10 protein-coding genes are annotated in these 12,436 nt (G+C 68.0%); 9 read left to right on the forward strand and 1 reads right to left on the reverse strand.

Going from position 1 to position 12,436, the window contains the following annotated elements; all coding sequences use genetic code 11:
• Nucleotides 1-36 precede the first annotated feature (36 nt).
• From ACWDR4_RS35980 to ACWDR4_RS36015, 8 genes are all read left to right on the forward strand, one after another.
• Entirely contained in the window at nucleotides 37-963 is a 927-nt protein-coding gene (locus ACWDR4_RS35980; protein WP_450414708.1) for a carbohydrate ABC transporter permease, read from the forward strand.
• A gap of 5 nt (nucleotides 964-968) precedes the next feature.
• Nucleotides 969-1,895 carry a carbohydrate ABC transporter permease gene (locus tag ACWDR4_RS35985; protein WP_450414710.1) on the forward strand — a complete coding sequence of 309 codons (927 nt, stop codon included), beginning with the start codon at nucleotides 969-971 and terminating at the stop codon, nucleotides 1,893-1,895.
• Nucleotides 1,896-2,087: 192 nt separating this feature from the next.
• Nucleotides 2,088-3,287: an ROK family transcriptional regulator gene (locus ACWDR4_RS35990; RefSeq protein WP_450414712.1), complete on the forward strand. Its 1,200-nt coding sequence runs from the start codon at nucleotides 2,088-2,090 to the stop codon at nucleotides 3,285-3,287.
• Nucleotides 3,288-3,409: 122 nt separating this feature from the next.
• On the forward strand, nucleotides 3,410-4,507 hold the full coding sequence (locus ACWDR4_RS35995; protein ID WP_450414714.1) for a sugar ABC transporter substrate-binding protein: 1,098 nt from the start codon (nucleotides 3,410-3,412) through the stop codon (nucleotides 4,505-4,507).
• Between the two features lie 252 nt (nucleotides 4,508-4,759).
• Nucleotides 4,760-5,551 (forward strand): ATP-binding cassette domain-containing protein, encoded by a 792-nt coding sequence (locus ACWDR4_RS36000; protein WP_389356239.1) that lies wholly within the window; start codon nucleotides 4,760-4,762, stop codon nucleotides 5,549-5,551.
• The gene (locus ACWDR4_RS36005; RefSeq protein WP_450414716.1) at nucleotides 5,548-6,867 is read left to right on the forward strand and encodes a sugar ABC transporter permease; all 1,320 of its coding nucleotides are present in this window, start codon (nucleotides 5,548-5,550) and stop codon (nucleotides 6,865-6,867) included. The genes ACWDR4_RS36000 and ACWDR4_RS36005 overlap by 4 nt, the downstream gene beginning before the upstream one ends.
• A gap of 283 nt (nucleotides 6,868-7,150) precedes the next feature.
• Nucleotides 7,151-9,076 (forward strand): 1-deoxy-D-xylulose-5-phosphate synthase, encoded by a 1,926-nt coding sequence (gene dxs, locus ACWDR4_RS36010; protein ID WP_450414718.1) that lies wholly within the window; start codon nucleotides 7,151-7,153, stop codon nucleotides 9,074-9,076.
• 146 nt (nucleotides 9,077-9,222) lie between these two features.
• On the forward strand, nucleotides 9,223-10,719 hold the full coding sequence (locus tag ACWDR4_RS36015; RefSeq protein WP_450414720.1) for an amino acid permease: 1,497 nt from the start codon (nucleotides 9,223-9,225) through the stop codon (nucleotides 10,717-10,719).
• Nucleotides 10,720-10,768: 49 nt separating this feature from the next.
• Here ACWDR4_RS36015 and ACWDR4_RS36020 read toward each other — a convergent pair whose 3' ends face one another.
• Nucleotides 10,769-11,146: an NTP pyrophosphohydrolase gene (locus ACWDR4_RS36020; RefSeq protein ID WP_450414721.1), complete on the reverse strand. Its 378-nt coding sequence runs from the start codon at nucleotides 11,144-11,146 to the stop codon at nucleotides 10,769-10,771.
• A gap of 124 nt (nucleotides 11,147-11,270) precedes the next feature.
• Here ACWDR4_RS36020 and ACWDR4_RS36025 point away from each other — a divergent pair, with 124 nt between their 5' ends.
• Complete coding sequence (locus tag ACWDR4_RS36025; protein ID WP_450414722.1) at nucleotides 11,271-12,341, forward strand: hypothetical protein; 1,071 nt, start codon at nucleotides 11,271-11,273, stop codon at nucleotides 12,339-12,341.
• Nucleotides 12,342-12,436: the final 95 nt, after the last annotated feature.

Consider the following 12,436-nt stretch of genomic DNA (forward strand, 5'->3'; position numbering starts at 1 on the left):
GCGGCGGCACCCGCGTACGGAACGGGGTCTGTGGTAATGCAGCACGGCAAGTACCGCTTCATCGTGGGATTCCTGGCGGTCCCTCTGGGGCTGTACGTACTGTTCGTCGTCTGGCCGTTCATCCAGTCCATCTATTACTCGTTCACGGACTGGACCGGACTGAGCCCGGAATTCAAGATGGTCGGCCTCGACAACTACAAGAGGATGCTCGACGACGAGATCTTCTGGAAGTCGTTGCAGCACAGCCTCCTGTTCGCGTTGCTGCTGCCGCTGGTGACGATCAGTCTGGCGCTGTTCTTCGCCTTCATGATCAATGTGGGCGGGAAGCGGCGCCGCGGCGGACCGGTGATTTCCGGGGTCCGCGGTTCCTCGTTCTACAAAATCGTCTACTTCTTTCCACAGGTCCTGTCGATCGCGATCGTCGCGCTGCTGTTCGCCTTCGCGTACAACCCGGAGAGCGGTGCGATCAACTCGCTGCTGCGCGGCATCGGTCTCGACAGCGTCCAGCCGCTCTGGCTGGGCGACCCGGACCTCGCCCTGTGGTGTGTGATGGCGGTGCTGGTCTGGTCGACGGTCGGCTTCTTCGTGGTGCTGTTCTCCGCGGGCATGGCCTCCATCCCCGCGGATCTGTACGAGGCCGCGCTGCTCGACGGCGCGGGCCGGGCCACCACGTTCTTCCGGATCACCCTGCCGCTGCTGTGGGACACCGTGCAGTCCGGCTGGGTCTACATGGGCATCCTCGCGCTGGGCGCCGAGTCGTTCGCGGTCGTACAGATCATGACGACCGGGCCCGGTGGTCCGGACTACTCGACGACCGTCATGGTCCTGTACGTGTACCAGAAGGCCTTCCGTGACGGTCAGGCCGCCTACGCAACCACCATCGGGGTCGCCCTGCTGGTCGTCACGCTGGCCTTCGCGGCCCTCGTGATGCGGCTGGGCCGGCGCGAGCGGCTGGAGTACTGACACCTATGAAGACGACCGACAGCACACCGTCGGACACGGTTCCCCAGCAGGCCGGAGGGCCCGTGCGCAAGACGGACGCAGCCGCGAAGGGCGCCCGGGAGAAGCGTGAGGGCAGGGTCCTCAACGTGTTCTCGCACGGCATGCTCATCCTGTGGGCGTTCATGGTCGTGATGCCGCTCCTGTGGGCGGTGATGACGTCCTTCAAGGACGACAACGCCATCTTCAGCTCGCCCTGGTCCCTGCCGGACGAGCTGCATTTCGACAACTGGGCGCGGGCCTGGACCGACGCCAACATGAGCGACTACTTCCTCAACACCATTCTGGTGGTGGCCGGTTCACTCATCGGCACCCTGGTGCTGGGCTCGATGGCCGCGTATGTCCTGGCCCGATTCGAGTTCCCGGGCAACCGGTTCATCTACTACCTGTTCATCGGCGGCATGAGCTTCCCGATCATGCTGGCCCTGGTCCCGCTGTTCTACGTCGTGAACAACATGGGCCTGCTGAACACGCTCCACGGGCTGATCCTGGTCTACATCGCCTATTCGCTGCCGTTCACGGTCTTCTTCCTGACCTCGTTCTTCCGGACCCTGCCGTCCTCGGTGGCGGAGGCGGCCTTCGTCGACGGCGCCTCGCACTCCCGGACCTTCTTCCAGATCATGCTGCCGATGGCCAAGCCCGGGCTGATCAGCGTGGGCATCTTCAACTTCCTGGGCCAGTGGAACCAGTACATGCTGCCGACGGTGCTCAACACCGACCCCGACAAGCGGGTCCTCACCCAGGGCCTGGTGCAGCTGGCCGCCAGTCAGGGCTACAAGGGCGACTGGTCGGGTCTCTTCGCCGGCCTGGTGATGGCGATGCTGCCGGTGCTGGCCGCGTACATCATCTTCCAGCGGCAGGTGGTGACGGGTCTGACGGCCGGCGCCCTGAAGTAACCGGAACCTTTCGTTCGGCCGCCGTACGCGCGCGTGCATACCGCAAACCGTGCACGCGCGCCACAATGTGTACAAGACCCCGGATGCAGTTCAACCTCTTGACGGGAGGCGACCCTAACGGCTCAGCTTAGAGTTCACTAGTTGGACATAGACGGGGTCTCATCGAAGCGGTCCCGTGCGCAGGAGGTCGTCGTGGAGACTCCGGGGTCGCAGTCGTCACTGCACCGAGCCAACCTGGAACGGGTCGTACGGGCCGTACGCCTCGCCGGGTCGCTCACGCAGGCCGAGATCGCCAGGACGACCGGCCTGTCCGCGGCCACGGTCTCCAACATCGTGCGCGAGCTGAAGGACGGCGGAACGGTCGAGGTCACGCCCACTTCGGCGGGTGGCCGCAGGGCCCGGGCCGTCTCGCTGAGCGGCGACGCCGGGATCGTGATCGGGGTCGACTTCGGGCACACGCATCTGCGGGTCGCGATCGGCAACCTGGCCCACCAGGTGCTGGCCGAGGAGTCCGAGCCGCTGGACGTGGACGCCTCCGCCGCGCAGGGCTTCGACCGGGCGGAAGAGCTGGTCAATCGCCTGATCGCAGCAACGGGCGTCGACCGTTCCAAGATCGCCGGTGTGGGCCTGGGCGTACCGGGTCCGATCGACGTGGAGTCGGGCACGCTGGGCTCCAGCGCGATCCTGCCCGGCTGGAGCGGCACCAGACCCGGCGAGGAGCTGCGGGGGCGCCTGGGCGTGCCGGTGCACGTGGACAACGACGCCAATCTCGGCGCCCTCGGCGAGCTGGTCTGGGGCAGTGGCCGGGGGGTGCGCGACCTGGCGTACATCAAGGTCGCGAGCGGTGTCGGGGCCGGACTGGTGATCAGTGGGAAGATCTACCGGGGTCCGGGTGGCACAGCGGGAGAAATCGGGCATATTACTCTTGATGAATCCGGCCCCGTCTGCCGTTGCGGAAACCGGGGCTGCCTGGAGACCTTCGCGGCGGCGCGCTATGTGCTTCCGCTCCTCCAGTCCAGCCACGGAACCGACCTGACCATGGAAGGTGTCGTGCGGCTGGCGCGGGACGGTGACCCGGGCTGCCGTCGCGTGATCGCCGACGTCGGCCGACACATCGGCAGTGGAGTCGCCAATCTCTGCAATCTGCTGAACCCGAGCCGGGTGGTCCTCGGTGGTGATCTCGCCGAGGCCGGTGAGCTGGTGCTCGGTCCCATCAGAGAGTCCGTAGGCCGCTATGCGATCCCCAGTGCGGCACGGCAACTGTCCGTTCTCCCAGGGGCACTTGGAGGCCGTGCGGAGGTGCTCGGAGCACTCGCCCTCGCGCTGAGTGAGATGGGTGATTCGACCCTTTTGGACGGTGCGCTGACCACAGCAACTCCTGTCTTCACCTAGAGAACGAACAAAGCCGTTGCCAACCCGTTAAGGATTTACTTCTTGACGTCGCACGTGTGGCCGAGTTGACTTCCAGCCACCTCGGCCGCAGCGTTGCGGCCCTGTCAGGGAGGCACCCCCAAATGAACGCGATGATGCGTAGAGTCGTGATCGGTACCACAGCAATCTCCATGGCTCTCGCTGTGGCCGCCTGTGGCAAGGCCGGAGACGACAAGGACGACAGCGGCAGCAGCTCCGGCGGCGACAAGTCGATCGGCCTGCTCCTGCCCGACAGCGTCACCACCCGGTACGCCAAGTTCGACAAGCCGTACTTCGACGCCAAGGTCAAGGAGCTGTGCTCCGACTGCACCCTGGAGTACGCCAACGCGGCCGGCAGTGCGGCCACCCAGGCCCAGCAGGTCAGCAGCATGATCACCAAGGGCGTCAAGGTCATCGCGATCAGCGCCGTCGACTCCGCCGCGATCAAGTCCTCGATCCAGGCCGCCGTCGACAAGGGCATCAAGGTCGTCGCGTACGACCGTCTGGCCCAGGGCCCGGTCTCCGCGTACATCTCCTTCGACAACGAGAAGGTCGGCGAGCTCCAGGGCCAGTCCCTGCTCGACGCGCTGGGCGCCAAGGCCACCCCGAAGGCCAAGGTCGTCATGATCAACGGTCTGGCCTCGGACCCGAACGCCGGGCTGTTCAAGAAGGGCGCCCACAGCGTCCTCGACGGCAAGGTCGACATCGCCTACGAGCAGGCCGGCGACTGGGACGACAAGGTCGCCGCCCAGAAGATGTCCGCCGCCATCACCCAGCTGGGCGCCAAGAACATCGCGGGCGTCTACTCGGCCAACGACGGCATGGCCGGCGGTATCGCCACCGTCCTCAAGGGCGCGGGCATCAGCACCGTCCCGCTGACCGGTCAGGACGCCGAGCTCAGCAGCATCCAGCGGATCCTCGCCGGCACGCAGGCCAGCACGATCTACAAGGCGTACAAGCCGGAGGCCGACGGCGCCGCCGAGCTGGCCGTCGCCCTGCTGGAGGACAAGAGCATCGACTCGCTCGCCAGCACGACGCAGACCAGCGGTTCCGGTGACGAGGTGCCCTCGAACCTGCTGACCCCGGTCACGCTGACGAAGGACAACATCGAGGACACCGTGATCAAGGACAAGCTGTACACGGTCGCCGAGATCTGCGCCGGCGAGTTCGCCGCCGCCTGCAAGACCGCGGGTCTTCAGTAGGCACACCTTGACTGCCGGCACCGGGTGGGCGCTCTCACGGGCGTCCACCCGGACATGACCGCCCGGCGGTCCCGCGAGACCTGTCCGACGCCCGCCCCGGCTTTCATACCCCGCTGCCGGGACGGGCGTCGGGCGGAACCGTTGCCATCGGCAGCGGAATCGCGCATGTTCACCTTGTAAACCAGTGCCTTGTGCACAACCCTCCGCGCCTATTGACAGCGCGGCATCCCCGCCGGTCAGGCGGCGAAGGAGATGGTTCACGTGTCCGCTACGCCCGTGTTGGCGTTGCGCGGAGTCTCCAAGCGATTCGGTGCGGTGCAGGCCCTCACCGATGTCGAACTGGAGGTCCACGCCGGAGAAGTGGTCGCGCTCGTCGGCGACAACGGCGCAGGAAAGTCCACCCTGGTCAAGACGATCGCGGGTGTGCATCCCATCGATGACGGCGTCATCGAGTGGGAGGGCAGTCCGGTCAGCATCAACAAGCCGCACGACGCCCAGGGACTCGGCGTCGCGACGGTCTACCAGGACCTCGCGCTGTGCGACAACCTCGATGTGGTCGGCAACCTCTACCTCGGACGCGAGCTGCTGCGCCGCGGCGTCATCGACGAGGTCACGATGGAGAAGAACTCGCGTGAACTGCTGAGCACGCTCTCCATCCGCATCCCCAGCGTGCGCATCCCGATCGCGAGCCTCTCCGGCGGTCAGCGCCAGGTCGTCGCCATCGCCCGCGCGCTGATCGGCGACCCCAAGGTCGTCATCCTCGACGAGCCCACCGCCGCCCTCGGCGTCGAGCAGACCGCACAGGTCCTCGACCTCGTCGAGCGGCTGCGCGAGCGCAACCTCGGCGTCATCCTCATCAGCCACAACATGGCCGACGTCAAGGCGGTCGCCGACACCGTCGCCGTGCTGCGCCTGGGCAAGAACAACGGTTCCTTCTCCGTGAAGGACACCAGTCAGGAAGAGATCATCTCCGCCATCACCGGGGCCACGGAAAACGCCGTGACCCGTCGTGCGGGCCGTCGCAGCACGGAGGCCGCGAAGTGAGCGACACGTCGAAGACAGCGAAGAAGGACGGCGTGGTCGAGACTCAGGCCACCGTGGCCCCCGCCGACGACCCCACGGCCGCGGCCGTACAGGTCGTCGACCCGCGGCTGCTGGTCCGCGAAGAGGGCCTGAAGGGCTACTGGACCGAGTTCAAGCGCAAGGTGAAGGGCGGCGAGATCGGCTCCCTGCCGGTCGTCATCGGCCTGATCGTCATCTGGACGATCTTCCAGCTGAAGAACGACCGGTTCCTCAGCGCCGAGAACCTGTCCAACATCAGCTTCTATCTGTCGGCCACCGGCATGATCGCCATCGGCCTGGTGTTCGTGCTGCTGCTCGGCGAGATCGACCTGTCCGTCGCCTCCGTCAGCGGCCTGGCGTCCACACTGTTCGCCGTGTTCGTGGTCAACCACGGGGTGAACGTCTGGCTCGCCCTGCTGCTGACCATCGCTGTCGGCATCGGTATCGGCAGCCTGCACGGCTGGTTCTTCGCCAAGCTCGGCGTACCGGCCTTCGTGGTCACCCTGGCCGGCTTCCTCGGCTGGAACGGCCTGATGCTGTGGCTGCTCGGCTCGACCGGCACCATCAACATCCCCGACAACGGCCCGGTGCACCTCCTCGGGCAGCGGTCCTTCTTCATGGACCAGGCCATCATCGGCGCCTACCTGCTGGCCGGCCTCGGAGTCGTCTCCCTGCTCGCCGGATCGCTCATCGAGCAGCGCCGCCGCAAGGCCGCGGGAGTGCCCTACCGGACCAACGCCGAGATCGCGCTGCGCGTCGGTGCGCTCGCGGTGGCCGCGTTCGTCTCGGCGTACGTGCTGAACTCCGCCTCCGGCGTGTCCAACGCGCTGGTGATCTTCCTCGCGTGCCTGGTGATCGTGGACTTCGTGCTGCGGCGTACGACGTTCGGCCGCAAGGTCTTCGCGGTCGGCGGCGGTATCGAGGCGGCGCGGCGTGCGGGTATCAACGTTCCGCTGATCCGGATCGCGGTCTTCGCGATCGCCGGTGGGTTCGCGGCGATCGGCGGCATGTTCTTCGCCGGCCAGACGCAGAGCGCCTCGCTGACGTCGGGTGGCGGTAACACGCTGATGCTGGCGATCGCGGCGGCGGTCATCGGTGGGACGAGTCTCTTCGGTGGGCGGGGCACGGTGTGGTCCGCGCTGCTGGGTATGTTGGTGATCCAGTCGATCCAGACGGGTCTGGATCTGCTGAACATGAACACGTCGATCCAGTACATGATCACTGGTGCGGTGCTGTTGGGTGCGGTTGTTATTGACTCCGTGTCCCGTAAGAGCCAGAAGGCGGCCGGTCGAGCGTGATGGCGCCGTAGGGGTTGCGGTGGTTGTCCGACTGCGGCCCGTGCGTGGCTTGTCGCGCAGTTCCCCGCGCCCCTGAAAGTTGCGCCTGCGGCGCACTTTCATACAAATGTGCCCGGCATCGTTTCTTGGTGCCGGGCACAGGCGTGTCATAGACAACGTCATTCTTGGGTACGGCCGATCGCGTGACGTATCACGCAGAGGTCGGGCGTTGTTCGCGAAGGCGGAACACTAGACTCGACACGCCCGGCGAAAGCTCGATCAGCTCTACTGCAAGGAGGCACGGGTGCCGCTGCTGACCCGCATCAGGGGACCGCGTGATCTTGACCGGCTCAGCCTGGAGCAGCTGGACCAGCTGGCCGAGGAGATCCGGACCTTCCTCGTCGACGCGGTCTCCAAGACCGGCGGCCACCTCGGCCCCAACCTCGGTGTCGTCGAGCTGACCATCGCGCTGCACCGGGTCTTCGACTCGCCGAAGGACAAGGTGCTGTGGGACACGGGCCACCAGTCCTACGTCCACAAGCTGCTCACCGGCCGCCAGGACTTCTCCAAGCTGAAGATGAAGGGCGGCCTGTCCGGCTACCCCTCGCAGGCCGAGTCCGAGCACGACATCATCGAGAACTCGCACGCCTCGACGGTCCTGGGCTGGGCCGACGGCCTCGCGAAAGCCAACCAGGTCCAGAAACGCGACGACCACCACGTCGTCGCCGTGATCGGTGACGGGGCGCTCACCGGCGGTATGGCCTGGGAGGCGCTGAACAACATCGCCGACGCCAAGGACCGCCCGCTGGTCATCGTCGTCAACGACAACGAGCGCTCGTACGCGCCCACCATCGGCGGCCTCGCCAACCACCTGGCCACCCTGCGAACCACCGACGGCTACGAGCGGTTCCTCGCCAAGGGCAAGGACCTCCTGGAGCGGACCCCGGTCGTCGGCAGGCCGCTGTACGAGACCCTGCACGGCGCCAAGAAGGGCCTCAAGGACTTCATCGCCCCGCAGGGCATGTTCGAGGACCTCGGGCTCAAGTACGTCGGCCCGATCGACGGCCACGACATCGAGGCCCTGGAGTCCGCGCTGGCGCGGGCGAAGCGCTTCGGCGGGCCCGTCATCGTGCACTGCCTGACCGAGAAGGGCCGCGGCTACCAGCCCGCCCTCCAGGACGAGGCCGACCGCTTCCACGGCATCGGCCCCATCCACCCCGACACCGGCCTGCCGGTCAAGGCCTCCGGCGCCGACTGGACCTCCGTCTTCGGCGACGAGATGGTCAAGCTGGGCCAGGAGCGCGAGGACATCGTCGCCATCACGGCCGCGATGCTCCAGCCGGTCGGCCTGAAGAAGTTCGCGGACGCCTTCCCCGACCGCATCTACGACGTCGGCATCGCCGAGCAGCACGGCGCCGTCTCCGCGGCCGGCCTCGCCACCGGGGGAGTCCACCCGGTCTTCGCGGTGTACGCCACCTTCCTGAACCGGGCCTTCGACCAGGTCCTCATGGACGTGGCGCTGCACAAGTGCGGTGTGACGTTCGTGCTCGACCGGGCCGGCGTCACCGGCACCGACGGCGCCTCCCACAACGGTATGTGGGACATGTCGATCCTCCAGGTCGTCCCGGGCCTCAGGCTCGCCGCGCCGCGCGACGCCGACCAGGTCCGCGCCCAGCTCCGTGAGGCCGTCCAGGTCGACGACGCGCCGACCGTCGTCCGCTTCTCGAAGGGCGCCGTCGGCCCCGCCGTACCCGCCGTGGGACGCGTCGGCGGCATGGACGTACTGCGGGAGCCGGGGACGGACACGCCCGACGTGCTCCTCGTCTCCGTGGGCGCGCTGGCCCCCATGTGCCTGGAGATCGCCGGGCTGCTTGAGCAGCAGGGCATCTCCACCACCGTCGTCGACCCGCGCTGGGTCAAGCCCGTCGACGAGGCCATGGCCCCGCTCGCCGAGCGGCACCGCGTGGTCGTCACCGTCGAGGACAACTCCCGGGTGGGCGGCGTCGGTTCGGCCGTCGCGCAGGCACTGCGGGACGCGGGGGTCGACGTACCGCTGCGGGACTTCGGCATCCCGCCGCGCTTCCTGGACCACGCCTCGCGGGCCGAGGTCATGGCGGAGATCGGCCTGACCGCGCCCGACATCGCCCGCCAGGTCACCGGGCTGGTCTCGAAGATCGACGGCCGGTTCGAGCAGTCCGAGGTCGACTCGGTGGAGCCCGCCCGCGACTGACCCACGGAACAGCCCCAATGGGCCGCTTTCCCCACCGTAAAGGGTGGGGAAAGCGGCCCATTAGCGTGAAATCCCTCGCGCCGGGGCATGCGCACCACGCCCCCTCTCGATCATGTCCGGGACGACACAGCGTGGGAGGTACGCCCGTGAGCAGCACCCTCTTCAGGACGAAGAAGGTCGAACAGTCCATCCGTGACACCGAGGAACCAGAGCACGCGCTCAAGAAATCCCTGTCCGCGCTGGATCTGACGGTCTTCGGTGTCGGTGTCATCATCGGCACCGGCATCTTCGTCCTCACCGGCACGGTCGCCAAGAACAACGCCGGCCCCGCCGTCGCCCTGGCCTTCGTGGTCGCCGGGGTCGTCTGCGCGCTCGCCGCGCTCTGCTACGCCGAGTTCGCCTCCACGGTCCCGGTGGCCGGGTCCGCGTACACGTTCTCGTACGCCTCGCTCGGCGAACTGCCCGCCTGGATCATCGGCTGGGACCTGGTGCTGGAGTTCGCGCTCGGTACGGCGGTGGTCGCCGTCGGCTGGTCCGGTTACATCGACTCGCTCCTCGACAACGCGGGCTGGCATCTGCCGGAGGCGCTCAGCGGCCGGGACGGCGCCGACGGCTTCGGCTTCGACATCCTCGCCGCCGCGCTGGTCCTGGTGCTGACCGGCATCCTCGTCCTCGGTACGAAGCTCTCCGCGCGCGTCACCTCGATCGTCGTCGCCATCAAGGTGACCGTCGTCCTGACCGTGATCATCGCGGGCGCCTTCTTCGTCAAGAGCGACAACTACGACCCGTTCGTCCCGAAGGCGCAGGAGGTACCGGCCGGTGACAGTCTCCAGTCGCCGCTCATCCAGCTGATGTTCGGCTGGGCGCCCTCCAACTTCGGTGTGATGGGCATCTTCACCGCGGCCTCCGTCGTGTTCTTCGCCTTCATCGGCTTCGACGTGGTGGCCACCGCCGCCGAGGAGACCAGGAACCCGCAGCGGGACATGCCCAGGGGCATCATCGGCTCCCTCATCATCTGCACCACCCTCTACGTCCTGGTGTCGATCGTGGTCACCGGCATGCAGCACTACACCGAACTGTCCATCACCGCGCCGCTCGCCGACGCCTTCAAGGCCACCGGGCACCCGTGGTTCGCGGGCTTCATCAGCTTCGGCGCCGCGGTGGGCCTCACAACGGTCTGCATGATCCTTCTCCTCGGCCAGACCCGGGTCTTCTTCGCGATGAGCCGCGACGGCCTGCTGCCCCGCTTCTTCTCCCACGTCCACCCGCGGTTCAGGACCCCGCACCGCCCGACGATCCTGCTCGGCGTGATCATCGCGATCGTCGCCGGCTTCACCCCGCTCAGCGAACTCGCCGAACTGGTCAACATCGGCACGCTGTTCGCCTTCGTGGTCGTCGCGATCGGCGTGGTCATCCTCCGCAGGTCCCGCCCCGACCTGCCCCGGGCCTTCCGCACCCCTTGGGTGCCGTACATCCCGATCCTGTCGGTGCTCGCCTCGCTCTGGCTGATGCTGAACCTGCCCGCCGAGACCTGGCTCCGGTTCGCCCTCTGGATGGTGCTCGGCTTCATCGTGTACTTCGCGTACGGCCGCTCCCACAGCCTCCTCGGACGCCAGCAGGAGACGACGGTGGACACCAACTGACCTGACAGGTCAGCGGAGTTGAGGGTGAGGCCCTGTACGGTACGGCGTGCTAGTCGCCGCGTACCGTATGGGGCCCGGTGACGTCGGCGCCCAACTCGGCGACCCTGCGCCGCAGTTCACGATCGGCGGTGACGACGAGGATGTCCCGCCCCTGGGCCTCGGCGACCAGCTCGACCATCCGGTCGTCCCCGCTGCCGGGCGCCGACTCGACCCGTACGCCGGGAACGGACTCGACTCCCCGGGCGGCACCCTCGACAACGAGGACGATCTCCAGGGGCCCGGCGCGCCCAGGCAAGCCACCTTCCTCGTACCCGACCAGGCGGTCCCGCAGCCGCTCCGCCGCCCCGCGCCGGTCCCGCCACCAGCCGTCGGGAACCGAGCCGACGACGTTCGCGGCGTCGACGATGACGAGCAGTGGGTTGTTCATGGGGACCAGGGTCGCACGAGGCACCGGAATGGCCGGTAAGGGGACGGCTGGTACCGGAATCATCTGTACCGGATGAGGGGGGCCGGGAGGCGCGGCAAAGGTAAGAGCACACTAAAGTGGTCCAGTGCCCATTGTTCCTCCTTCCGCGACCACGGCCGCGGGACGTCCCGAGTCGGTCAACGGCGACTGGCTGATACGGGGTCGCGACGGCCGGCTGAGCACGTACGACGCCGTGGGGGACGGGATCCTCTGCCGCGCGGAGTCCCGGCCCGGCGGGCCCTGGCTCGAACCCAGGCGCATCGGCGGCGACCAGCGCGTGCACCCCATGCTCGGCGTCGGTCAAGGCGCCGATCAGTACGCCCACTTGGCGACCTGGCGCCCCACGGTGAAGGGCGAGGCGGGCCTCGTCCACACCACCCACTTCCGCCCGGCTCTCGCGGCCCTCGACTGGACGCCCCTCGGCCACCCGAACCAGAAGGGCGACCGGACCGGTGTACCGGCGGTCGCCGTCGACGCGGAGGGCCGCGCCCATGTCTTCGTGCGGAACGCCGTGGGCGGGGTGAGCATGCGCGGCCAGAAGGAGCGCGGCGGCTGGGGCCCCTGGCGTGACCTGAAGGGCGAAGCGGTGGAGGAGCAGCTGACGGCGGTCACGCGGACCTCGGGCCGCGTCGAGCTGTACGGCAACTCGCCCCACGGCATCGTGCGTTGGACGCAGGGCGGCCCCGGCTGGATCCCGGAACTCGACGAGACCCCGCTCAAGGTGACGGCCCGTCCGGGCACCCTGCGGGCGCTGGTCACGTCCGACGACCACGTGACCCTCTTCTACACGGACGAGACGGACACGGTGTGCGCGTGGCGGGCGGGGAGCGAGCCGGTGGAGGTTCTCCCGGGCGCGGGCCCCGGCCCGGTGTCGGTGATCCGCTGCACGTTGGACGAGGTCGACTGCACGTTGCTCGCGCAGCGCTCGGCGAGCGGGCGGGTGGCGTTCGCGGCGTATCCGACGGAGCAGGAGTCGGCGGGGGCGTGGTGGACCGAGTCGGGCCCCCAACTCCCGCTGGACGCACGGGTGTCGCTGACGGAGGACACGGACGGCAGGGTGGTCGCGGCGACGGTGGTGCCCGGGGGCGGGGAACTGAGGGTGGCACGACGGAAGCCGGAACCGGGGCTGGCGCTGGAGGCGTGGCGGGCGGTGTGAGGGCTGTTTTCCTCGCCCCCGCCGCCCCTACCCGTCCCATCCTCGGGGGCTCCGCCCCCGAACCCCCGTATCGCGCTGAACGCGCTCGTCCTCAA

The organism is Streptomyces sp. NPDC000878 (assembly GCF_053599695.1).